Source organism: Nocardiopsis alborubida, assembly GCF_012396365.1.
Lineage (GTDB): Bacteria > Actinomycetota > Actinomycetes > Streptosporangiales > Streptosporangiaceae > Nocardiopsis > Nocardiopsis alborubida.
The window spans coordinates 409,692-432,796 of record NZ_JAAXPG010000001.1 but is presented as its reverse complement, the minus strand read 5'-3'; the positions used below and the strand labels follow the sequence as shown (position 1 = coordinate 432,796).

Genomic DNA, 23,105 nt, shown 5'->3' with positions numbered 1-23,105 from the left:
TGGATGACGGTTACGAACCGAACTGTATTCGGTTTCTCGGATCCGGCAAGCCCCCGCCCCCATCAACGGGGGCTCACCTGGGTCGTCCACGAACGGATGGCGGAGGGCAGGGGGTCACCCCCGGGGTGGTGGGTGGGGTTCGGGCGGGTGTCCCCGCCCTGGGCTGCCTTGGTGGCGTGGGTGGTTCTGGTGGCCGTTGCGTACCCGGTGTTGTTGCTGGTGTTCTCGTGTTTCGCGTTGGTACTTGGCCCGGTTGTGGGGGCCGCATAGTGGTTGCAGGTTCGCGACCTCGGTGCGTCCTCCCTGGGAGAAGGAGGTGATGTGGTCGGCCTGGCACCAGGTGATCGGCACCTCGCACCCTCCCGGGTGCGCACACGTGGCGTGCCCATGGAAAGCTGCTGCGCGCTGTCGGGCGGAGGCCAGGCGGCGGCTGGGGGCCACGTCCAGCACGTGTCCGGTGGGGGGTGCGGTGAGCATCCGCACCACCTCGGAGTCCCCAGCCAGTTCGTGTACCAGCCTGACGGGGATTACCCGGCCGTTCTCGTCCAGAGCTGGGGTTTCCTAGCCTTCGGCGTCCAGGTAGGTCTCCACGGGCACCAGGATGCGGATCTGCGCCAACGGGGCAGGGGTGTTGTCGCACCCGGTGTGGGTGGTGGCAAAACGCAGTGCCGCGATGAGCGCGTCGTGCTCGCGCTGAGACCGGCTACGGGTGTCACCCTCGCCGGGTGGGGTGGTGAAGGTGTCGATAGCGGCGCGCACGATCAGCGCGTCTCCGGCCCCGCCCCAGGCCTGGAGTTGGTAGCTGCCCTGGAACGTGTCATGCACGACCAGACCACGCCCGGCGTGGGCGGCCTCATGGTCACGGTCCAACCGGTGCGGATCCAGGCGATAAGCGACCTGACGGGCCACCGACTGGAGCTGGTTGACCGACAACGCAGGACGCTCCGCCTTCGCCGCCACCAACGCCGACTCAAACCCCTGCCGATACTCCCCCTCATCGGGGAAGTGGTCCTCATCCCGGGTCTGGACGGCTTTGTCGGTGACCTTGGCAATCGCGACCGCCTCACCCAGCGCCAGAGTGCCCTCCCCTACCGCCTCGGCGGTGGCGGGCAGGGTCTCCTCGTGCACGTGCTGGGCCAGACGGGCCAAATCCTTGGCCTGACCAGTCGGCACCTTGCACTGGTGAGTGATCCACTTGTCCAGGGTCGAATAGCCGCTGTAGCGGGCCACCTCACCGCGCGCGTACAAACGCGCCATCCGCACCAGCGCCCGGTAGCGAAGCTGGTCCAACTGAGCCCACAGCGCCGCGATCTCCTCCGCAGCAGCCTCATCGGCCCCGGGCGGCACTTCGGCATCCCACGCCTGGTCGATGATCTCGCGCGCACCGGCCAGCGCGGCCACCGCCGGGGAACAAACCCCGGAGGCCGCGTCGGGCACTGCAAGCATCATCTCCATACCTCTTATTATAAGCCAACAGCAGCCATTGCGCCAGAATTCACAGCACCGAATTACCCGCCCTTCCGGCTTTCTCTCGCGGGAGGCGTGTCCTTCATTGATAAGCCACAATGGGGACAAACCGTAAGGCGCCAGAAAGGGCGCGGGAGAAATGATCACTCGCCGTGGGTGCCATCGCCGCCGACCCCCGACCACAGGGGCCAAAGACGCCATCCGAGGCTGGAGGATCCGCCTGCCGTTGGCGCCACCGTCGCTGACCCCGGCCGTCCCCGAACCCCGGGCGTTGGTCGCCCTGGGCCAGTCGCTCCTGCCTTTGGTGCCGCTTTTCGCTGGGCGCCCAACCCCCCACTGGACGACTACCGTTTATCGGAGTCCATTTCACTTCGCGGCAGCGGGTGCGCTTTCGTTGCCGCCAGCAACCCCCGTCAAGAGCAGCGTAGGGGAGAGACCTGATGGCGGCCCCTCCCTGCCCCTTAATTCCTTGGTCTTTTCCTACTGTCGGTCGATTGAGGGCACGCCGAAACGTACAGGGGTGGGATCCCCCCTATTTCCAGGAAACCATCCCCGCCCCTCCCCGGGACACCCCCAACCACCACCTGTGGAAAACCAACCTCTTCGCCCTCACCCACCGGCCCACCAGTCCCCCACCACACCCGCATGCCCGCACGCCTCGTACGTCCGCACGCCCAAGTCCCAGACACCCGCACATCCACGCCCCAGACACCTCTCACTCACTCACCCGTCCACCCACTCCCCCGCACACCCGTCCCTTGCCTTGGCGGAATCGGGGGTACTCCTCGTCACCGGGCCCACGCACGAGTCCGTGCTCGCGCAGGATGCGACGCCCCCCGAACCCGACGCACTCAAGCCCGGTGCGCCCCGCGGTCCAGGTGCGCGGCGTCCCCCTCGTCCCCCAGGGTGTCCGTGGTGATCCGCTCCAGGACGGCCACCACCTCCGGATGCTCCTCGGGCCCGTAGTCGGCCAGCAGCGAGCGCAGCGCGGTGCGCTGGGCCTCGAACATCCTGCGGGCGGCGGACGCGCCGCGCCGACTGAGCTCCCAGGGTTCTCCCCCACCGGCCAGGTAGCCCGCCTCGACCAGTTCCTGGTGAACCGGCGCCCAGTACTCGGCGGGCAGCCCCGACATCTCCACCAGCTCCCCGGGCGCCAGCGGCCCGGTCACGCCCAGGTGGCTGAGCACCCAGCACGCGCGCGGCGAGACCTCCAGACCCGCCGCCTCGCGCAGGCGCCCGTACATCTCGTCGGCGCCCTCCCGGCCGCAGGCCCGGAACACCTCCTTCTCCACGTGCGCGATGGCGCTGCGGCTCGCGGCGGCCACGGGCGGGATGGACTCGTCCAGGTCCGGGGAGTCGATGGTGGTGCGCAGCGGGACCTGCCGCAGGAACAGCGCCAGCACGAACCCGGCCAGGGCGACCGGGACCGCGCACAGGAAGACGGTGTCCACGGCGTCCGCGTAGGCCTGGAGGAAGGACGCCTGCGCCTGCGGGGTCAGCTGGTCCAGGCTGCGCGGGTCGCTCTCCAGCGCCGCGGGGTCCACCCCGGGGGGCAGCTGGATCTGTGCGGCCCGCTCGGCCAGGTTGGCCGCCAGCTGCCCGGAGAAGACGGCGCCGAACACCGCCGTGCCGAACGACCCCCCGATGGACCGGAAGAACGTCGCCGCAGAGGTGGCCACCCCCAGGTTCGCGTAACTGGCGGCGTTCTGCACCACCACGACCACCACCTGCATCACCAGGCCCAGCCCCACGCCGAGAACGAAGAAGTAGAGCCCCATCTGCGGCATCGAGCTCTCCGGGCCCAACCGCGAGAGCAGAAACAGGCCGAGGGAGGTCACCGCCATCCCCAGCACCGGGTAGATCTTGTAGTGACCGGTGCGGGTGACCAGGCGCCCGCTGGTGATCGAGGTCAGGAACAGGCCCAGCACCATCGGCAGCAGGTGCAGCCCCGAGGCCGTGGGCGACAGGCCGTGCACGATCTGCAGGAACAGCGGCAGGAAGGCCATCGACCCCATCATCGCGAAGCCCACGCAGAAGCCGATCGCCATGGCCACCACGATGGTCGGGTCGCGGAACAGGCTGAGCGGCATGACCGGGTCCGGTGCCCGCCGCGCGGACAGCCACCAGCCCACACCGAGCACCACGGCCGCGAAGCCGAGCCCGAGGACCTGCGGCGACGTCCACGGGTAGAGGCTGCCGCCCCAGGAGGCCACCAGCGTCAGGCAGATCGCGGTGGCGGCCAGCAGCACGATCCCGAAGTAGTCGATGCTCTGGCGGCCGGTCGGCTGGCGGCGGGGCAGCACCGCGAGCACCGTGGCGAAGGCCAGGACCCCCAGCGGCAGGTTGACGTAGAACACCCACCGCCAGGACAGGTGGTCGACGAACAGCCCGCCGAGCAGCGGACCCGCCACGCTGGAGATTCCGAAGACCGCGCCGAACAGCCCCTGGTACTTGCCGCGCTCGCGGGGCGAGACGACGTCGCCGATGATGGCGGAGGCCAGCACCATCAGCCCTCCGCCGCCGACGCCCTGGAGCCCGCGGAAGAGGATGAGCTGGAGCATGTCCTGGGCGGTCCCGCACAGGGCCGAGCCGACCAGGAAGACGGCGATGCAGATGAGGAAGAGCTGCTTGCGGCCGAACTGGTCGCCGAGTTTGCCCCACAGCGGGGTGACGGCCGTGACCGCGAGCAGGTAGGCGGTGATCACCCACGACAGGTGGTTGAGTCCGCCGAGTTCGGACACGATCGTGGGCAGCGCGGTGGACACGATCGTCTGGTCCAGGGCCGACAGCAGCACGGTGAGCATCAGCGCGCTCATGATCAGCGCGATCCTGCCGCCCCGGTGCTCCCGTCGCTCCCGTCGCCCGACCGCGTGCTGGGCCATGGCCCTCATCCCCTCCTCCGGCCGGGCCGCGGGCGGCCCTGCCCCTCGGCTACCGGCTCCGCTGCCGCCACCCTAGGAAGCCGTCGCGCCCGGGCCCCGCGGGAACCGCCGACTCGGGTACCACGGGCACGGGAACTTTGCTCGGGCTTGGACTGTCCCCTTCAAAACCGAATCTTGCTCGGTTACTGTGGCGTCACGCAGGAAACCCCGACACCTCAGCATCCCGACGCCCCAGGCCCCAGGCCCCAGGCCCCACGACCCCAGGCCCCACGACCCCAAACAACTCGGCACCCCCGACACCCCGACACAAGACCCCAGCACCCCGACACCCCGGAGCAGAGCATGAAGCGGGAACTCTTCGACGCCGACCAGGACCTCTTCCGCACATCGGTGGCCGAGTTCCTCAAGCGCGAGGTCACACCCCACCACCCAGAGTGGGAGAAGGACGGCATCGTGCCCCGCGAGGTGTGGACCAGGGCGGGCGAGGTCGGCCTGCTCGGCCACGGCGTGCCCGAGGAGTACGGCGGCACCGGGCTGAGGGACTTCCGCTACAACACCATCGTCAACGAGGAGATCTGCCGGGCCCACGCCAGCGGCCTGGGCGTCACGCTCCAGAACGACGTCATGGCCCCGTACATGGTCGATCTGACCGACGAGGAGCAGAAGAGGCGCTGGCTGCCGGGGTTCGCCAGCGGCGAGCTGATCACCGCCATCGCCATGACCGAGCCCGGGGCGGGCAGCGACCTCCAGGGCATCACCACATCGGCGGTGCGCGACGGCGACGAGTACGTCCTCAACGGCTCCAAGACCTTCATCACCAACGGCGTCAACGCCGACCTGGTGGTCGTGGTCGCCCGGACCGACCCCGAGGCGGGCGCGCAGGGCTTCTCGCTGATCGCGGTGGAGCGCGGCGCCCCCGGGTTCACCCGGGGCCGCAACCTCGACAAGATCGGCATGAGGGCGCAGGACACCGCCGAGCTGTTCTTCGACGACGTGCGCGTCCCCGCGGCCAACCTCATCGGGCGGGAGGGGGGCGGGTTCGTCCACCTGATGGAGAACCTGCCGCAGGAGCGGCTGTCCATCGCCACCTGCGCGGTGGCCTCCGCCGACGCCGTGCTCCAGCACACCATCGCCTACTGCCGGGAGCGGACCGCCTTCGGACGCCCGATTGGGCGCTTCCAGAACACCCGTTTCGTCCTGGCCGAGTTGGCCACCGAGGTGGACATCGCCCGCACCTACGTGGATCGCGGCATCGGCCTGCTCAACCGTGGTGAACTGACCGTGGAGGACGCCGCCATGGCCAAGTGGTGGACCACCGAACTGTGCAACAAGGTCATGGACCGGTGCCTCCAGCTTCACGGCGGGTACGGGTACATGATGGAATACCCCGTGGCACGGGCCTGGCAGGACACCCGCGTCCAGACGATCTACGGTGGCACCACCGAGATCATGAAGGAGATCGTGGGACGCGGCCTGGGACTGTGACCGCACAACCCCCTCCCCAGAAGGGTCGGAGCTGGAATGAGCGGTGCGTGGGACGGCCTCATCGTCATGGGCCTGCTGGTCGTTCTGCTCGTGATCGGGGTGCGCAAGCTCCGGCCCCGGGTCCACATCCCGTGGACCACCAGCGGGATCGTGGTCTTCTTCGTCTTCCTGTGCCTGCTGCTGTGGGCCTGGTCCTGGCGCTAGGCAGTGCTTTCGGGGGCCTCCGCTTCGCTTCGGCCCGTGTTCGGGCGCCCGAAGCACGGGAATGGGGTTGAAGGAGCGCAGTGGTGCCTCGGGTGAGACGGCTCGTTCCTCGCAGTCCCACCTCCGTCACCTCCAGAACCCCGTGGGCGCCCGAACCAACCCCCACAGGCTGAGGCCGCGAACAGACCCCAGGCATGCCCCCGACGAACGGACGGGCCCGGCGCGTCGCGGCGGTTCCACGACGGCGCCGGGCCGGGAGGCGGCGGCGGGAGGCTAGTCCTGCCCGGCCTTCTCCCCGTCGTCGGCCTTCTCCGGCTCCTCGGTCTCCTCCGAGCGCATGGGCATCTCGAACCAGACCGCCTTGCCGTCGGGGGTCGGCCGCGCCCCCCACCGGCTGGCCAGCTGCTCGACCAGGTACAGGCCGCGGCCGCCCTCGTCGTCGGCGGCGGCGCTGCGGATGCGGGGCAGGCGCAGGTCGTTGTCGAAGACCTCCACCCACACCGTGTCCGCGCCCCGCCGCAGCCGCAGCAGGAACTCCTTCTCCCCGGCCTCCTCGGCGGGCTCGTCGGCCTCCTCGGCCACCGCCTCCAGCAGGTCCGTCCAGTCCTCGTCGAACTCGTCGGCCCCCGCGCCGAGCGGGGTCTCGGAATCCAGCACCCCTGCGCCGGTGAACTCGCGGTGCACGGGGTGCGGGGTGGCGTGGATGACGACGTTGGTGACGATCTCCGAGACCAGCAGACAGGCCAGCTCGGCCTGGTCGCGGTCCACCCCCCACTCGTCGAAGGTGTTGGCCGCCATGTGGCGGGCCTCGCCCACGGTGGAGGCCTCCGAGGGGAACCAGCCCTCGCGCAGCGCCAGCTCCTCGGAGTGGGTGCGCACGACCAGCAGCGCGGTGTCGTCGTCCAGCTCGCCCGGGACGCTGTGCACGGCCGCCTCGGCGATCTGCTCCACGTCCTTGTCGGCGACCTCGGCCACCCGCTCGGACAGCCGCTCGAAGGCCTGCTCGGGGTCGGCCCTGCCCCCGGCCGGGCGCCGGTCCACGAGCCCGTCGGTGTACAGGACCAGGGTGGCGCCGATGGGCAGGCGCAGGTTGGCCTGGTGGTAGACCACGTCCTCGCCGGATCCGCCCTTGGCCCGCACGCCCAGCATGCGGTCGGTGACCTCCAGGTCGATCTTCTCCACCGACTCGGAGGTGACCAGCAGCGGTGGCGCGTGACCGGCGTTGGCGTAGGACAGCTCGCGCGACCAGGCGTCGTAGACCATGTACAGGCAGCTGACGCTGGGGATCCAGGTGCCGCCCTCCTCGTCCTCCTGGCCCAGCTGGCGGACCCACTCGTCGAGTTCGCGCAGGATGTCGGCGGGTTCGCGGTCGGCCTGGGCGAAGGCGCGCAGCGCGGCGCGCAGCTGGCCCATGACGGCGGCGGCGTGCGGTCCGCGGCCCTCGACGTCGCCGATGACCAGGCCGACGCGTCCGGCGGAGAGCGGGATGGCGTCGTAGAAGTCGCCGCCGATCTGGGTCTGGACCCCGTACCCGTCGGAGCGCAGCGGCCCCGCGGGCAGGTAGCGGTGGGCCGCGGTCAGCCCGTCCAGCCGGGGGAGGCTGCTGGGCAGCAGGCTGCGCTGGAAGGCCAGGGCGGTACTGCGCTCCTGCTCGAACAGGCGGGCGTTGTCGATGGCCAGGGCCACGCGGGAGGCGATGGCGCCGACGAGGTCGCGGTCGAAGCCGCCGTAGGTGCTCTTCTGCCGCGGGGAGAGCCCGGACAGGGCCAGGGTGAGCACGCCCAGCACCTCGCCGCGGGCCCGCAGCGGGGCGGCGATGGCGGAGGTGACGCCGACCTGTCGGGAGACCTGGTCGGAGCGCGTGCTGGGTGAGTTCTCGAACAGGTACTCGCTGCTGACCACCGTCTCCAGGCGGCGCAGGGCCTGGGTGACGAAGTGGCGTTCGGGGTAGCGGACCTCGTCCCCGACCTCGAACCAGGTGCGCGGCGGGGGTGTCCACCCCTCGGCGTGCACCGACACCTGTCTGACCAGGCGGTCGCGGTCGTAGAGGTCGATGAAGCAGTGGTCGGCGAACTGCGGGACGAGGATGCCCGCCACCCCCCTGACCGTGGAGTCGAACTCCAGCGAGCTGGTCAGGCGGCTGCCGATGCGCTCCAGCAGGCCGTACTGCTCCTCCACCCGTCCGCTGCGCAGGGCCTCCCTGGCGATCAGGGTGATGCCGTCGACCTCGCCGGACTCGTCGCGCATGGGCACGGCCTGGGCCCGCACGTGGATCCAGGTCGAGTCGCCCCGGAGCACGGCGAAGGTGCCCTCCCACGGTTCCCCGCGCAGGACGCGCCGGGCCAGCTGGGAGGCGTGCTCGCGGTCGGACTCGTGGATACCGATGTCGAGCAGGGAGAGGCCGACGTAGTCGCGACCGCCCACGAACCCGAACAGCTCGCGCGCGAAGGGGTTCCAGTAGCGCAGGAGGCTGGCGCGGTCGATGACGACGATGGCGATCTGCGCCTGATCCGCCACGGCGGCCGCGGCGAGCGCGTCACCCTTGGGGAAGGGCTCACCCCACCGTGTCATCTAGCCGCCACCTCGCCGTCATGAGCTGCACACATGCCCGCTCCGGGTACCCCGAACGACCGCACCTTGGGGCGAGCGTAGCAACACCGTCAACGTTCCCGCAGCGCAATGTGACAATCCTGATGAGCAACCAATCAACGCGTCCGTACGGTTCACGGCTTGGCGACGAAGATGTGCCCGGCGACGAGCGCCGAGAGCTCGGTTTCCCCGGTCTCACCGTCGATCACGCGGACCCCGTCGTCAGAGGCTCGCAAGACCACTTCCTGTCCCGGTTGTACCCCGGATCGGCGCAAGGTGAGCATGATGTCGGCGTCCGACTGGATCTGCTCGCTGATACGCCGCACGGTGACCGTGGTCTCGCTGTTGCCGGCGACGTCGATCATCGGGACGATGGAGTCGTCGGTGAAGGGCTCGGGGGAGTAGTCCTCCAGGCCCAGCTCGTCCAGACCCGGGATCGGGTTGCCGTGCGGGCACACCGAGGGGGCGTTGAGCAGCGTGACCAGGCGCTCCTCCACGGCCTCGGAGATGACGTGCTCCCAGCGGCAGGCCTCGATGTGCACGTCCTCCCAGGGGAGTCCGATGACGTCGACGAGCAGGCGTTCGGCGAGCCGGTGCTTGCGCATGACGTGGGTGGCCAGACGGCGCCCCTCGGCGGTCATGACCAGGTGCCTGTCGTTCTCCACCCGCAGCAGGCCGTCGCGCTCCATGCGGGCCACGGTCTGGCTCACCGTGGGGCCGCTCTGGTGCAGGCGTTCGGCGATACGGGCCCGAAGCGGAACAATGCCCTCCTCTTCGAGCTCGAAGACCGTACGGAGGTACATCTCCGTGGTGTCGATCAGCCCGTGTGCGGTCAAGTCTCCCCTCCCAAGGCTCTGTGCCCGGCGCGCGGTCACGACGGGCACGGCGGGTCTCTCACAACACAGGCCGGGGCGACGTGATTCCCAGGGGCCGAGTGGGGACCGGGGCGTCCGCAGGACCGCGGGAGCGACCACCGATACACGCAAGCATATCGTGGCGCGGGACACCCGGATTTCTGCCCGGTCTCACGATGCGGATACGTTCTCCCCGCGCCGCAAGGGTACTTGGTCCCGCCGGAGAGGGGCCGTCCAGCCCACGGCGTGTGCCGGACGGTCCCGGGGCCGTTTCCATCTGCGGGAACCGGTTCCCGAACTCCCGTACGAAGCGGCCAAGATCACTCTCGGAAGCGGGACGGAATGAACGCGTCACCGGACGGCCCGTCCGTGGAGGACCTCCTGCGGTGGCTGGCCGCACGCCCGGTCGGGGAAATCGTCGTGCCGGGGATCCTGGACCGGGCGGACGGCAACGCGGTCCGGCTCTGGATGAGCCACGCCCACGTCGGCTCGCCGGAGCGGGGCTACCTGTGCGCCGGGGACGCCGACCGCTCGGGCCGGCTGTCCCTGACCGCGGAGGGCTCCCTGTCCCGCGCCGAGCGGCACGTCAGACGGTACGCGGACCCCGCTGAGGGCGAGGAGTACGTCCCCGTCCGCCTGGACGGGCGGTTCCTGGCCCACGGGGCGCCCCCCGCGCGGCTCACCCGGGCCCGCTACGCGCTGGGGCCGCGTTCGGACCCCGGCGGCGGTGTGGTGGAGTGCCTGGAGCTGCTGCTGGACGACCGCGATCCCCTGTTCCTGGACCCCCTGAACTGGGACGGCCTCGTCCTCGGCGGGGCGGGCGCCTACGAGCGCTGGTACGCCTCCCTGTTCGAGGAGCACCGGCGCGAGCTGCGCGAAGTGGTCTGGTACCCGTAGCGGGAGGGTTCCGGAGCGGCCGCCGCTCAGGGGGCCAGGCGCTCAATGCTCCAGGTGCCGTCGGGCTCGCGCAGGTAGCGGAACCGGTCGTGCATGCGGTCGGCGCCGCCCTGCCAGAACTCCACCTCGCTCGGCACGAGCCGGAAGCCGCCCCAGTAGGCGGGCCGGGGGATCTCCTCCTCCGCTGCCCAGACCGTGTCGAACTCCCGGTAGAGCCGGTCGAGCTCGGCCCGGTCCGCGACCGGCCGCGACTGGCGCTCGCTGGCCCAGGCGCCCAGCTGGGAGCCGCGCGGGCGCGAGGCGAAGTAGCGGTCGTTCTCCTCGTCGCTGAGCCGCTCCACCCGTCCGGCCAGCACGACCTGGCGCCGGATGGCGTGCCAGGGGAAGACCGCCCCGGCGCGCGGGTCGGCCTCCAGCGCCTGCCCCTTGCGCGAGGTGTAGTTGGTGAAGAAGCGCAGTCCGGTGCTGTCGTAGCCCTTCATCAGCACGGTGCGGGCGCGGGGCATGCCCGAGGGCTCGACGGACGCCAGGACCATGGCGTTGGGCTCGGCCAGCCCGGAGTCGTAGGCCTCGTCGAACCACAGGTGGAACTGCGTCATGGGGTGGTCGGCGAGGCCGGAGCGCCTCAGGGGTGCGCCCAGGTACGGTTTGCGCAGTTCGGCGGGGTCTTGGTGGTCCACACGGGGCATCCTCTCGCGTCGGGTGCCGAGTGCGCCACCGGCGACCCGCGCGTCCGGGGGCACGACGGTCCGGGGTCGGGCGCGCCCGCGCCGGCCTGGCCGCGGGCGGCGGTCGCGTGCCGGCGTTCGCCGTCCGGGTGGCGTTCTCCCCCGAAACCCCTTCCACAAGACACACTTCGAGCGAAGAACGCACCGGTGTCAACCGAAATGCGGCTCGCCCATACCGCCCAGAACCCTGAGGAACGTGACATCGCACCCGGTTCCTCACGTCGTTTCACGCGGTCGAACCGCGGCCCTGACCGGCCCCGCCGCCGTCGCCGCCACTACCCTGGTGGGCGTGACCGACGAGATTCAGATCCCCGCGAACCTGCTGCCCTCCGACGGCCGTTTCGGCAGTGGCCCGTCCAAAGTCCGCCCCGCCCAGGTCGAGGCCCTGGCCGCCTCCGGCTCCCGCTACATGGGCACCTCCCACCGGCAGAAGCCGGTCAAGTCCCTGGTCTCCCGGGTGCGCGCCGGCGTGAGCGAGCTGTTCTCCCTCCCCGACGGCTACGAGGTGGTCCTCGGCAACGGCGGCACCACCGCCTTCTGGGACATCGCCGCGCACGGCCTGCTGCGTGAGAAGTCCCAGCACCTGGCCTTCGGCGAGTTCTCCAGCAAGTTCGCGAAGGTCGCCGAGGGCGCGCCCTGGCTCCAGGAGCCCACGGTCATCAGCACCGCCCCCGGCAGCCACGGCGAGCCCGTGGCCGAGGCCGGTGTGGACGTGTACGCGCTGACCCACAACGAGACGTCCACCGGTGTGGCCGCGCCCATCAGGCGCGTGGCGGGCGCCGACGAGGACGCGCTCGTCCTCGTGGACGCCACCAGCGGAGCGGGCGGCCTGCCGGTCGACATCGCCCAGACCGACGTCTACTACTTCGCGCCGCAGAAGAGCTTCGCCGCCGACGGCGGGCTGTGGCTGGCCGTCATGTCGCCCCGGGCCCTGGCCCGCGTGGAGGAGATCGCGGCCGGCGGCCGCTACGTGCCGGAGTTCTTCTCGCTGCCCACGGCGATCGACAACTCCCGCAAGGACCAGACCTACAACACCCCGGCCGTGGCCACGCTGCTCCTGCTCGCCGAGCAGCTGGAGTGGATGAACGGCCAGGGCGGCCTTGAGTGGACCGTGGCGCGCACCGCCGAGTCCTCCTCGGTCCTCTACGACTGGGCGGAGAAGTCGCCGGTCGCGACGCCGTTCGTCACCGACCCGGCCAAGCGCTCGCAGGTGGTCGGCACCATCGACTTCAGCGACGACGTGGACGCCGCCGCGGTGGCCAGGGTCCTGCGCGCCAACGGCGTGGTCGACACCGAGCCCTACCGCAAGCTGGGCCGCAACCAGCTGCGCGTGGCCATGTTCCCCGCGGTCGAGCCGGACGACGTGCGCGCGCTCACCGCGTGCGTGGACCACGTGCTCACCGAGCTGTCCTGACCCGTTCGCCCCGCGTTGCACAATGGAGGCCGACCCGTGTCGGGTCGGCCTCCCCCTTTTCCCGGCATCTCGCTTCTCAGGACGGTTCGGCTGTGCGCAGGAACAAGAAGGAACTCCCCATCAAGATCATCTCGCACCGCGGGGCGTCTGGGCACCGTCCCGAGCACACGCTGGCCTCCTACGAGCTGGGGGCCCGGCACGGCGGCGACTTCATCGAGATGGACCTGGTCGCGACCAGGGACGGGAGGCTGGTCTGCCGCCACGAGCAGGAGATCGGCGGGACCACGGACGTGGCCGAACGCCCCGAGTTCGCCGACCGACGCACCACGCGCACCGTCGACGGGCGCGAGGTGACCGGGTTCTTCGCCCAGGACTTCACGCTGGAGGAGATCCGGACGCTGCGCGCGGTGGAGCGCCTCCAGGACGTGCGCGCGATGAACGCCGTGATGGACGGGACCTACGGGATCCCGACCCTGGAGGAGGTCGTCGAGCTCGCGCTGGCGCTCACCAAGGAGCTGGGCCGCCCGATCGGGATCTACCCCGAGACCAAGCACCCCGCCTACCACGAGGCGCAGGGCCTGGAGCTGGAGCCGCTCCTGATCGAGGCCCTGCGGGAGGCGGGGCTGACGGGTCCGGAGCCGCTGGTGCCGGTGTTCCTCCAGTCCTTCGAGGCCGAGAGCCTGCGCAAGCTGGCCGTGACGGAGCTGCCGCTGGTCTACCTCATGGGCGCCGAGGAGCACTGGCTGCACCACACCACGCCGGACGGCCTGGCCGAGGTGGCGACGTTCGCGCACGCGATCGGCCCGGCCAAGAGCCTGGTCATCCCCACCGAGGACGGGGTGCTGGGGGAGCCGACCGACCTGGTGGAGAACGCGCACGCGGCCGGACTCCTGGTGCACCCGTACACGTTCCGCAGCGAGAACCACTTCCTTCCCGCCGAACTGCGCTCGGAAGGCGGGCCGGGCGACTACGGGTCCTTCGCCGCCGAGTACGAGGCCTTCTTCGAGGCCGGGGTGGACGGCGTGTTCACCGACTTCTCCCGGCACGCCTTCCTGGTGCGCGAGCACTTCCTGGACCCGCAGCCCGAGAAGTAGGGGGAGCTCAGCCCCGCCGGGCCAGCAGGACGATCGCGACGATGACCAGCGCGGCGACCGCGGCGCCTCCCACGATGAAGGGCAGGGCGCCCCGGGTCTCGGGCTCGACGGTCCCGCCCTCCCCGGCGGGCGACTCCTGCGCGGCGACCTCCCGCACCGGCGGCTCCTCGGCGAGGTAGCGCTCCTCCAGCGGGATCCGCCAGACCGGCGCGCCGAGCCCCTCGGTCCCGGCCATGAGGGCGGTGCCGTCGGGGGTGAAGGCGATGGACTCGCCCTGGTCGGACTCGGGCAGGTCGAACGCGCCCAGCGAGGAGCCGGGCACGCCCTCGGTGGCGTCGTAGACCGTGGCGCCCCAGTAGGTGCGGATGACGTAGCGGCTGCCGTCCGGGCTGAAGGCGGCGTCGGTGGCGAACAGCGGCGCCGAGTCGATCCGCTCCAGGACGTGCCCGGCCCCGGGTTCGAGGTCCTCGGGTGCCGCGTACAGGCCGCCGGAGAACTCCTTGGACACCACGTACATCCGGCCGTCGCGGGGGTCGACCATCAGCGACTCCGCGTCGCGCCCCCCGTCCTCGTAGGTGAAGGTGAACACCTGGGGGTCGACCACCGTGTCGGCGAGCGCCTCGGGTTCGGGGAAGCGGTAGACGCTGACGTCGGGCCAGCCGCCGTTGAAGTTGTCGCCGATGTCGGCCACCAGGACCGACGGCGTCCCGTCGGGGGCCTCGGTGACCGAGACCGCCTCCCAGTCGCGGCGCTCCAGGTCGAGCGTGACCGTGGCGACCGTGCGCCCCTCCTCGTCGACCGCGTACACCTCGCTGAGGTGCTCGCCGCTGTCGTTGTGGGTCCACCACACGCCTTCGTGCAGCAGGGAGGGGGCGATTCCGCTGGACTCGGAGATCCTCGGGTCCTGGAACTCGAAGGCGATCTCGGAGCCCTCGGGCCCCTCACCTCCGCGGGGGTAGTCGACACCACCGGTGTCGGAGTCGCTCGGGTCCTCGGGGAAGGCCAGGGCCGGGGCGGCCGGGAGGGTCGCGAAGAGGGCGGCGGCGGCAAGAACGAGCGGAGTTCTCATGACCGACATCCTGCCAGGGAACGCCGCGGATGGCTTGTACCCGGGTGGTAACGGGCACATTGGGCTTACGGAGCGCCGTTAGGAGGGCACTCATGAGAATCGTCGCCTGTCTGAACGGGGACCGCCGCCCCGGAGCGCACCCCGCCCTGCCCGTGTCCGTGGACCAGCTGGTGTCGGACGCGCACGCGGTGGTGGCGGCGGGCGCGACCGAGCTGCACCTGCATCCGCGCGATCCCACCGGCGCCGAGTCGCTGGAGCCCCAGGTGGTGGGTCCGCTCATGGAGCGGCTGCGCGCCGACGGGCCGCGGGTGCCGGTGTCGCTGACCACGTCGCTGTCGGCGGAGTCGGATCCGTGGCGGCGCTACGACCTGGTGCAGCGCTGGGCGTCGTCGGCCCTGCCGGACTCGGTCACCGTGAACCTGCACGAGGCGGGCTCGGTGGACCTGGCGCACCTGCTGGACGACCGCCGGATCGGGGTGGAGGCCGGGGTGTGGACGGTGGAGGCCGCGCGCATCCTCGTCGCCACGAAGCTCAGGGTGGCGGCGGTCCTGGTGGAGCCCACACAGGTCGCGGTGGAGGACGCCCGGCGCAACGCCGAGGCGATCTGCTCCCTGCTGGACCGGGCGGGGGCGAACCAGCCGCGGATGCTGCACGGGGCCGACGCGACGGCCTGGCCGATCCTGGAGTCGGCGGTGGCCTCGGGCTACGACATCCGGATGGGGCTGGAGGACACCATGCGGCTGCCCGGCGGCGAGGAGGCGCACGACAACGCGGATCTGATCACGCGCGCGGTGAGTCTGGCCGCCGCGTCCGCGTGACCCGCTCCAGCCGGTCACGTGTGCGGGTCAGGGCGTCGATGCGCTCGCGCACAGCCTGGAGCCTGTTCTCGTACAGCTCGACGGCCTCGGCGCACTCGGGTTCGTTGACCAGGTCCAGTGCCAGGCACCCGCGCAGCTCACGGACGTCGTCCGAGGTGAGCCCCGAGTCCAGGAGCAGCCGGATCCCGTGTACCCGGTCCACCGCCTCGGGCGGGTACTCGCGGTAGCCGTTGGCGGCGCGCTCGGAGGCGAGCAGGCCGCGCTGTTCGTAGTACCGCAGGGCGCGCGTGCTCACCCCGGTCCGCTCGGCCAGTTCACCGATCCGCATTCCGCCTCCCGCCGTCCTCCCCCAGGGTAGGGGTCGCCCCGGGCGCGGTGAAGGGGGCGCCGGTGGGGAAGAGCCGCACGGAGGCGGCCATGACCGCGAGCGCGACCAGCCCGGCTCCCGTGGCCGCGACCGCCACCCCGGTTCCGCCGTACCCGGAGAGCGCGGCGCCCCCCGCCGCCCCCGCCACGGCGACGCCGACGTAGAGCCCGCTGGTGTTGAGCGCCATGGCCTCGGTCCCCGCGTCCCCGGCGAGGCCGAGGATCCGCGCGTTCATGGGCGCGGCGAACCCCCAGGCGGTGAAGCCCCACAGGGCCAGGACCGCGGCGAGCGCCGCCACCGGGACGGCTCCCTCGACCAGGAGGCCGAGCGCGGCCAGGAGGGCGTTGGCCGTGACCAGCCCTGAGAAGGCGGCCAGCAGCACGCGGTCCGCACCCCACCGGTCGGTGGCGCGACCGCACAGGAGGGTGCCGAGGGCTCCGGAGATCCCCGCGACCGCGAGCAGCGGGGCCAGCGCGGCGCCGTCCGCACCCGTCAGGTCCCGGGTGAGGGGGGCGATGTAGGTGTAGGCCATGTACCCGCAGCCCGCGCCGATGACCGTTCCGGTCACGCAGGCCAGCACCGCTGGGCGGCCGAGCTGGCGCAGCTGGCGTCCGACACCGTTCTCCCTGGCCCCGGGGAGGCCGGGCAGGAGGAGGGCGGAGGCGGCGAGCACCGCCAGGGAGAACAGGCCGACGAAGACGAAGGCCGAGCGCCAGCCGAACCCGGAGCCCAGAAGAGTGCCGACGGGCACGCCGAGGAAGAGGGCGACGGTGAGCCCGGCCGCGACCGCGCCCATGGCGCGGCCGGTCCGTTCGGGCGGGGAGAGCCGGGCCGCCATGGAGAAGGCCGCCGGGGTCACGGTGGCGGCCACGAGCGCGGTGAGCACGCGCAGCGCCATCAGGACGGTGTAGGAGGGCGCCAGCGCGGTGGCCAGGTTGGCCAGGGCGAAGAGCCCGAGTCCGCCGAGGACCAGGGCCCTGCGCGGCAGCCGGGCGGTGGCCACGGCCAGCGGAGGAGCGGCGACGGCGTAGGTAAGGGAGAAGACCGTCACCAGCTGTCCGGCCGCGGGGAGACCCACCCCCAGGTCGCGCGCGATGTCGGGCAGCAGCCCGGCGATGACGAGGTCGTCGGTGCCGATCGCGAAGACGGTCAGCAGCAGGCACACCAGCCAGCCGGAGCCCTGCGCGCGGCCGGTGGCGGTCGTGGAGGAGTTCATGGCGGCACGCTAGAACCCTGACGCTGGCGTCAAGGTCAAGTCCGCCGGGCCCGCGGGGCCGCCGCTCAGCCGACGAGGGCGCCCAGGAGCACGATGAGCATGATGCCCCCCAGAACCACGGGTAGCAGCCAGCGCTGCTTGCGGTTGTTGGTGAGCATGCTCATGACGCGCTCCGCTCAGGAGGTCGGGTGGGATCCGCTTCCCAGCCTAACCCCCAGGTCCGGACGGTCCGGTAGCGGTCCTCCCGCCCCGGCCTGCTCTCCACCAGGTGCGCCTCGCGTACCCGCCACCTGCGGCCTCGCAGTGTTCCCAGGGCGTCCGCGGTGCCGGTGAGGTCGCGTGCGGGGCGGCTGCGGGCGACCGTGATGTGCGGCACGTAGGCGCGGCGCTCGACGGGCACACCGGCCCCGGCCGCGGCAGCGCGCAGCCCGTCGGCGAGGGCGCCGAGGGACGCGGTGTCGCCGCCGAGCCCGGCCCAGAGCACGGAGGCGCGGCGGAGGTCGCCCGGGAAGGCGCCCCAGCCGTCGGCGGCGAGGTGGAAGGGCCGGTGCCTGCGGGCCTCACGGCCGAGGGCGTCGCCGAGCGCCGGCAGGAGGGCCTCGTCGACCTCGCCGAGGAAGACCAGGGTGAGGTGCCACTCGCGGGGGCTGGCCCAGCGCAGGTCGGGGGTGTGGCCGCGGCCCCGGTCGACGGCCCGGCGCAGCTCGTCCGCCGTGTCTGGGGGCGGATCCAGTGCCGCGAACAGTCTCATGCCCTCATTCTGCCCCGGGCGGGGTCCTCGGGCCCGCCCCCGGAGCGCTCCCGGGTTGCGCTGTGCGGTGCCGGGCCCGGTGGCGGTCGGCCCGGTGGCCCTGGCGACCGGTCGCCGGCGGGTGGGGCGGCTGCCCCGGTCGTGCCCCGAGGACGGCGGGGCACGACCGGGAGTCTCAGGCGCGGGTGACCGTGTCCGGCCGGGTCCCGTTCTCGTCCGGGGCGAGGCGGGCCCCGCTGGAGCCGTCCGGGCGGCGCTCGACGCCCGCCCGCTCGTGCTCCGCCTCCGGGACCTCCCGGCGCTCGTCCCCCGTCTCCGCGGCCTCCGCGTCCGCGGAGGGGCGCCGCCGCGGGAGCACGTCGCGCAGGCGCACGTCCTTGGTCCGAAAGAGCAGGGCGGAGATGACCGTGACGACCACGAGGGTCACCGCGCCGCCGATGACCAGGCTCGTCTCCGGGCCGAAGGCGTCGGCGAGCAGCCCCACCACGGGCGCGCCGATGGGCGCCACACCCATGAACACCAGCAGGAACATGCTCATGACGCGCCCGCGCATCCGCGGGTCCACGCTGAGCTGGAAGGTGGCGTTGAGCGTGGTCACGTACGTCATGAAGGCCATGCCCATGGGCACCAGCACCAGGATGAACGACACGTAGCCGGGCATGAGCCCCGCCACCATCTGGAGCGCGCCGAAGGCCAGAGACCCGATCAGCACCAGCCGCAGCCGGGGCCGGTCGCGGCGGGCGGCCAGCAGGGCGCCGACGAGGGCGCCGACCGCCAGGAAGGCGGCGGCCACGCCGAACGCGTCGGCCCCGGCCTCGAACACGTTGTTGACCATCAACGCGATCTGGTTCTGGCTGTTGGCGCCGAAGAACTGCGTGGCGGCGGCCAGTACCAGCAGCAGGACCAGGTCGCGTCTGCCGCCGATGTAGCGCAGCCCCTCCCGGATCTGCCCCTTGCCCCGGGCCACCCGCTCGGTGGGGTTGAGCTCGGAGGCGCGGATCATCGTCAGGGCGAGGATGGTGAACCCGAACGACGCGCCGTTGATGAGGAAGACCGGTCCGCTGCCGATGACCGCGATGAGCAGACCGGCGACGGCCGGACCGGTCACCCGGCCGAGCTGGAAGCTGGCGCTGTTGAGCGCGATGGCGTTGGACAGGTGCTCGCGGTCGACCATCTCGGGGACGAAGGCCTGCCGCCCGGGGTTGTCGAGCACGGTGATCATGCCGAGTCCGAAGGCGAACAGGTACACGTGCCAGACCTGCGCGGCGCCCGCGGTGGCCAGGATTCCGAGGCCGATCGCGAGCACGCCCATGGCGGCCTGGGTGCAGACCAGCAGCCTGCGCTTGTCCATCCGGTCGACCAGCGCCCCGCCCCACAGCCCGAAGAAGAGCATGGGCAGGAACTGGAGGGCGGTGGTCATGCCGAGCGCGATGCCGCTGCCCCCGCTGAGCTGGAGGACCAGCCAGTCCTGCGCGATGCGCTGCATCCACGTGCCGGGGTTGGACAGCAGCTGGCCCAGGGCGTACAGCCGGTAGTTGCGGTTGGCCAGGGACCGGAACATGGCGATACGCCGCATCAGTCCCTCCCCGTGGACGTGCGGGGAGGGACTGATGCGGCCATCGGCGGTCGGCTTCGCTCTCGGCCGGGTGGACAAAGCGGGCAAATAAGTAAACGGCGTTGACTCATCATTGGAGTCAACGCCGTTCACCGCCGCCGGAATTCCCGTACGGCGCGAAGGCCCTGCCTCAGCTGATCAGGGCGTTGATCGGAGCCTCGGCGAAGTGGACCAGGAAGACCAGCGAGATCAGCCACAGCAGCGGGTGGACCTGGCGCCCCTTCCCCGTGACCAGGCTGACGAAGGCGTAGGTCAGCAGGCCGAACCCGATGCCGTTGGCGATCGAGTAGGTGAAGGGCATCATGATGATCGCCATGAAGGAGCCCAGGCCCAGCGCCGGGTCCGTGAAGTCGATGTTGACGACCTGGACCATCATCATGAATCCCACGATCACCAGCACCGGCGTGGCGGCCTCGAAGGGCACCAGGTTCACCAGCGGGGTGAACAGGGTGGCCAGCATCATCAGGGCGCCGGTGACGATCGGCGCGATACCGGTGCGGGCGCCCTCGCCGACGCCCGCGGCGGACTCGGCGTAGATGGTGGCGACCGAGGCCGAGCCCAGACCGCCCAGGACGGTGCCGATGGAGTCGGCGGCCAGCACCTCGCGGGAGCCTTCGATGTTGCCGTCCTCGTCGGCCAGGTCGCCCTGGTGGGCGACACCGACCATGGTGCCCATGGTGTCGAAGAAGTCGGCGAGCAGCAGCGTGAAGATCAGCATGACCACGGTGGCGATGCCGATGTCGGCCCAGCGGGAGAACACGTTGAGACCGCCGTCGGCGAACATGCCGATGAGCGAGAAGTCGGGGAGCGCGACCAGTCCTCCGCCGGTGGGCAGGGTCGGGACCGTCAGGCTCCAGCCGAGGCGGTTGTCGCCGCCGCCGAACAGCGACTCCACGAGGAGGGCGACGAGCGTGGAGACGATGATGCCGATCAGCATCGCGCCCGGCACCTTGCGCACGTACAGGGCGACGGTGATCAGCAGGCCGACGACGAAGATCAGGATCGGCCAGCCCTGGAGGCCGCCGTTGCCGAGTTGGACGGGGGTGCCCTCACCAGCCTGCACGAAACCGGCGTTGACCAGGCCGACCAGGGCCAGGAAGAGGCCCACGCCGACGGCGATGGCGACCTTGAGGCCGGGCGGGATGGCGGCGAAGACCGCGGTGCGGAACCCGGTGAGCACCAGGATCAGCAGCAGCACGCCCTCGATGACGATCAGCAGGAAGACGTCGGACCAGGGCATGACCGGCGCGATGCCGTAGGCGACGACGGCGTTGAGTCCCATGCCCGCCGCGATGGCGAAGGGGTAGCGGCTGACGACGCCCATGAGCACGCAGGAGATCGCGGCGACCAGGGCGGTGACCGCGGCCACCTCGGGGATGCCCAGGGTCTCTCCGTTGACGTCCTCTGCCGTACCGATGATCAGCGGGTTGAGGACGACGATGTAGGCCATGGCGAAGAAGGTCGCCAGGCCTCCGCGCACCTCGGTGCCGACGGTGGACCCGCGCTCGGAGACGCGGAAGTAGCGGTCGAGGGGGCCTGACGGCCTCTTGCCGGTGCCGCTGGGGGATGGACTTGGAGTTTTCACGTCGTCAGCCTGACCTGGTCGTACTTACGGGACAAGAAGGATTCTGCGTCAGGTTAGTTGCATGTTCACACAACCCCGGCCACACCTTTCCCCGGTTTTTCGGAGGAAAGACCATATGGCCGGATGATCGGCTTACCGGATGTGACGAATCCGTCCCCGCACGCCCCGGCGTGCAAGCCCCCTCACCGGTCACGTCGCCTCCCCGGTGGGCACACCCCTTCCCCCGCGGTGACCGGATAGCCTGGGACCGTGCGCAAACCTCGCCAACCCGACCCGGACGTCCACGAGAGCGACTACCGCGTGCCCGCCGCGATCGGCACCCTGGCGTGGACGGTGGCGCTCGTGGTCCTCATCGCCCTGGGCGACGGGCTGCCCGCGACCGAGCGCTGGTGGATCGGCGTCTGCGTGACCGGGATCGCGTTGGGCGTGTTCGGGTTCCTGTACATACCGCGCCTGCTGCGCAGGCGCTCCGACGCGGCCGAGCCCCGGGCCGACCGCTCCTGACCAGCGCCGGGCACCCCCCGGCGGGGCACCGCGGTTCTGCCCGATAATGGGCGGGTGTCTGAGACGAGATTTCCGCGCGGTCTGGCCGAGCGGCTCCGCGGCATCCTCATCGATGCCGACTACACGGTGTCCGGTGTCCGTGACCGCCTCGGCGACGCCGCCGCGCGCGCACTGGCCCGTGAGGAGCTGGTGCCCGCCCTGCGCGCCACCGGCGGCGACGAACGGCTCGGACTGCTGCTGCGCCTGTGGTGGCTCCGGTCGCCCATCCCCGCGCGCGCCGCGCGTTCGATCCTGCCCGTGGACGAGCTGGCCGACGCCGGCCTGGTCACCGTGGAGGAGGGCGGAGGCGGGCCCGTCGTGCGCTCCCTGGTGCACCTGGGTCCCTGGGAGCTGGAGGACGGCAGACCCGGCTTCGTGGTCTCCGACCCCAAGGTGCGCCCCGGCAGCGGGGCCGTTCCCGCCCCCGACCACGTGGTGGGCGCGGGCGGTGCCTCCTCCACCCTGTCCCAGCTGATCGTGGGCGGGCCGGTGGAGCGCGCCCTGGACGTGGGCACCGGCTGCGGGGTGCAGGCCCTGCACCTGGCCTCGCGGGCGCGCGAGGTGGTGGCCACCGACCTCAACCCGCGCGCCGTGCACCTGGCCGGGATCAGCCTGGCCCTGTCCGGGGTCACCGACGCCCGCCTGGAACAGGGGTCGCTGTACGAGCCGGTCAAGGGCGAGCGCTTCGACCTGATCGTGTCCAACCCGCCGTTCGTGATCACCCCCGACTCCTCCCGGTACACCTACCGGGAGTCGGACCTGCCCGGCGACACCGTGTGCGCCGAGCTGGTGCGGCAGGCCCCGGCTCACCTGACCGAGGGCGGCTGGTGCCAGATCCTGGCGAACTGGGTGCACCGCGACGGCGACGACTGGGAGGACCGTGTCGGCGGCTGGGTGACCGGGACCGGGTGCTCGGGTTGGGTGGTCCAGCGCGACGTGCAGGACCCCGCCGAGTACGTGGAGCTGTGGCTGCGCGACTCCTGCGAACACGGCACCCCCGAGTACACCCGCCGCTACGACGCCTGGCTCGACTACTTCGAGCGCGAGGGCATCAAGGGCATCGGGTTCGGGTGGATCTGCCTGCGCAACGACGTCGCCCAGGACGCGACCGTGCGCGTGGAGGAGCTGCGGCACGAGATCGAGCGGCCCGTGGGCCCCTACCTGCCCGACGTGGTGGACGGGGCGATGACCGCGCTGCGCCTGACCGACGCCGCGCTGCTGTCCGCGCACGTGGCGCTCGCGCCGGGCGTGGTGGAGGAGAGGGTGGGGCGCCCCGGCGCGCCGGACCCGGAGAAGATCCTGCTGCGCCAGCGCGACGGCCTGCGGCGCGTGGCCCGCGTGGGAACGGTGGAGGCCGCCCTGGCGGGCGTGTGCGACGGCACCATGCCGGTGGGCCCGCTTCTGGACGTGATCGCCGAGCTCATCGGCGAGGACCCCTCGCTGGTGCGCGAGCGCACGCCCGACGCGCTGCGCACCCTCATCTCGGAGGGGTTCTTCCGGGTGGCCCGCTGACCGGGGCCGCCCGTG

Annotated in this window: 18 protein-coding genes and 1 pseudogene; 8 read left to right on the top strand and 11 right to left on the bottom strand. The window is 71.6% G+C overall.

Going from position 1 to position 23,105, the window contains the following annotated elements:
• Nucleotides 1-114: 114 nt before the first annotated feature.
• Together HGB44_RS01980 and HGB44_RS01975 are read right to left on the bottom strand one after the other, a co-directional pair.
• Nucleotides 115-1,446 (bottom strand): annotated as a pseudogene (locus HGB44_RS01980) (DUF222 domain-containing protein).
• Nucleotides 1,447-2,318: 872 nt separating this feature from the next.
• Nucleotides 2,319-4,349 carry an MDR family MFS transporter gene (locus tag HGB44_RS01975; RefSeq protein WP_061079426.1) on the bottom strand — a complete coding sequence of 677 codons (2,031 nt, stop codon included), beginning with the start codon at nt 4,347-4,349 and terminating at the stop codon, nt 2,319-2,321.
• A gap of 342 nt (nt 4,350-4,691) precedes the next feature.
• Between HGB44_RS01975 and HGB44_RS01970 the strand changes: the two genes are divergently transcribed.
• Together HGB44_RS01970 and HGB44_RS01965 are read left to right on the top strand one after the other, a co-directional pair.
• A complete protein-coding gene (locus tag HGB44_RS01970) occupies nt 4,692-5,834 on the top strand; it encodes an acyl-CoA dehydrogenase family protein (RefSeq protein WP_061079427.1) in 1,143 nt (380 codons plus the stop codon).
• Between the two features lie 36 nt (nt 5,835-5,870).
• Nucleotides 5,871-6,038 carry a hypothetical protein gene (locus HGB44_RS01965; RefSeq protein ID WP_013155167.1) on the top strand — a complete coding sequence of 56 codons (168 nt, stop codon included), beginning with the start codon at nt 5,871-5,873 and terminating at the stop codon, nt 6,036-6,038.
• 273 nt (nt 6,039-6,311) lie between these two features.
• Here the strand turns inward: HGB44_RS01965 and HGB44_RS01960 are convergent, their stop codons facing one another.
• Both HGB44_RS01960 and HGB44_RS01955 read right to left on the bottom strand, forming a co-directional pair.
• Entirely contained in the window at nt 6,312-8,609 is a 2,298-nt protein-coding gene (locus HGB44_RS01960; protein WP_061079428.1) for a SpoIIE family protein phosphatase, read from the bottom strand.
• 152 nt (nt 8,610-8,761) lie between these two features.
• The gene (locus tag HGB44_RS01955; protein ID WP_017563554.1) at nt 8,762-9,463 is read right to left on the bottom strand and encodes a metal-dependent transcriptional regulator; all 702 of its coding nucleotides are present in this window, start codon (nt 9,461-9,463) and stop codon (nt 8,762-8,764) included.
• A 360-nt stretch (nt 9,464-9,823) separates the two neighbouring features.
• Between HGB44_RS01955 and HGB44_RS01950 the strand changes: the two genes are divergently transcribed.
• Complete coding sequence (locus HGB44_RS01950) at nt 9,824-10,378, top strand: hypothetical protein (RefSeq protein WP_061079429.1); 555 nt, start codon at nt 9,824-9,826, stop codon at nt 10,376-10,378.
• A gap of 26 nt (nt 10,379-10,404) precedes the next feature.
• On the opposite strand, the gene pdxH is transcribed toward HGB44_RS01950, so the two are convergent.
• Nucleotides 10,405-11,058: a pyridoxamine 5'-phosphate oxidase gene (pdxH, locus tag HGB44_RS01945; protein WP_061079430.1), complete on the bottom strand. Its 654-nt coding sequence runs from the start codon at nt 11,056-11,058 to the stop codon at nt 10,405-10,407.
• A 331-nt stretch (nt 11,059-11,389) separates the two neighbouring features.
• Here pdxH and serC point away from each other — a divergent pair, with 331 nt between their 5' ends.
• Together serC and HGB44_RS01935 are read left to right on the top strand one after the other, a co-directional pair.
• On the top strand, nt 11,390-12,520 hold the full coding sequence (gene serC, locus HGB44_RS01940; protein WP_061079431.1) for a phosphoserine transaminase: 1,131 nt from the start codon (nt 11,390-11,392) through the stop codon (nt 12,518-12,520).
• Between the two features lie 92 nt (nt 12,521-12,612).
• A complete protein-coding gene (locus HGB44_RS01935) occupies nt 12,613-13,614 on the top strand; it encodes a glycerophosphodiester phosphodiesterase family protein (RefSeq protein ID WP_061079432.1) in 1,002 nt (333 codons plus the stop codon).
• A 7-nt stretch (nt 13,615-13,621) separates the two neighbouring features.
• On the opposite strand, the gene HGB44_RS01930 is transcribed toward HGB44_RS01935, so the two are convergent.
• Nucleotides 13,622-14,683: a hypothetical protein gene (locus HGB44_RS01930; RefSeq protein WP_061079433.1), complete on the bottom strand. Its 1,062-nt coding sequence runs from the start codon at nt 14,681-14,683 to the stop codon at nt 13,622-13,624.
• 92 nt (nt 14,684-14,775) lie between these two features.
• On the opposite strand from HGB44_RS01930, the gene HGB44_RS01925 reads away from it, so the two are divergent.
• Complete coding sequence (locus HGB44_RS01925; RefSeq protein WP_061079434.1) at nt 14,776-15,501, top strand: 3-keto-5-aminohexanoate cleavage protein; 726 nt, start codon at nt 14,776-14,778, stop codon at nt 15,499-15,501.
• On the opposite strand, the gene HGB44_RS01920 is transcribed toward HGB44_RS01925, so the two are convergent.
• The 5 genes from HGB44_RS01920 to HGB44_RS01900 all read right to left on the bottom strand — a co-directional run bounded on the left by HGB44_RS01920 (nt 15,464) and on the right by HGB44_RS01900 (nt 21,035).
• Nucleotides 15,464-15,829, bottom strand: coding sequence for a MerR family transcriptional regulator (locus tag HGB44_RS01920; protein WP_061079435.1), 366 nt, complete (start codon nt 15,827-15,829; stop codon nt 15,464-15,466). The two genes, HGB44_RS01925 and HGB44_RS01920, sit on opposite strands and share 38 nt — an antisense overlap.
• On the bottom strand, nt 15,816-17,084 hold the full coding sequence (locus HGB44_RS01915; RefSeq protein WP_061079436.1) for an MFS transporter: 1,269 nt from the start codon (nt 17,082-17,084) through the stop codon (nt 15,816-15,818). The genes HGB44_RS01920 and HGB44_RS01915 overlap by 14 nt, the downstream gene beginning before the upstream one ends.
• Before the next feature lie 160 nt (nt 17,085-17,244).
• Complete coding sequence (thpR, locus tag HGB44_RS01910; RefSeq protein ID WP_061079437.1) at nt 17,245-17,835, bottom strand: RNA 2',3'-cyclic phosphodiesterase; 591 nt, start codon at nt 17,833-17,835, stop codon at nt 17,245-17,247.
• 175 nt (nt 17,836-18,010) lie between these two features.
• Nucleotides 18,011-19,411, bottom strand: a complete 1,401-nt coding sequence (locus tag HGB44_RS01905) for an MFS transporter (protein ID WP_061079438.1) — start codon at nt 19,409-19,411, stop codon at nt 18,011-18,013.
• A 169-nt stretch (nt 19,412-19,580) separates the two neighbouring features.
• Complete coding sequence (locus HGB44_RS01900; protein ID WP_061079439.1) at nt 19,581-21,035, bottom strand: NCS2 family permease; 1,455 nt, start codon at nt 21,033-21,035, stop codon at nt 19,581-19,583.
• A gap of 249 nt (nt 21,036-21,284) precedes the next feature.
• Between HGB44_RS01900 and HGB44_RS01895 the strand changes: the two genes are divergently transcribed.
• Both HGB44_RS01895 and HGB44_RS01890 read left to right on the top strand, forming a co-directional pair.
• Nucleotides 21,285-21,539: a DUF2530 domain-containing protein gene (locus HGB44_RS01895; protein WP_061079440.1), complete on the top strand. Its 255-nt coding sequence runs from the start codon at nt 21,285-21,287 to the stop codon at nt 21,537-21,539.
• 54 nt (nt 21,540-21,593) lie between these two features.
• Nucleotides 21,594-23,090, top strand: a complete 1,497-nt coding sequence (locus HGB44_RS01890; RefSeq protein ID WP_061079441.1) for a DUF7059 domain-containing protein — start codon at nt 21,594-21,596, stop codon at nt 23,088-23,090.
• Nucleotides 23,091-23,105: the final 15 nt, after the last annotated feature.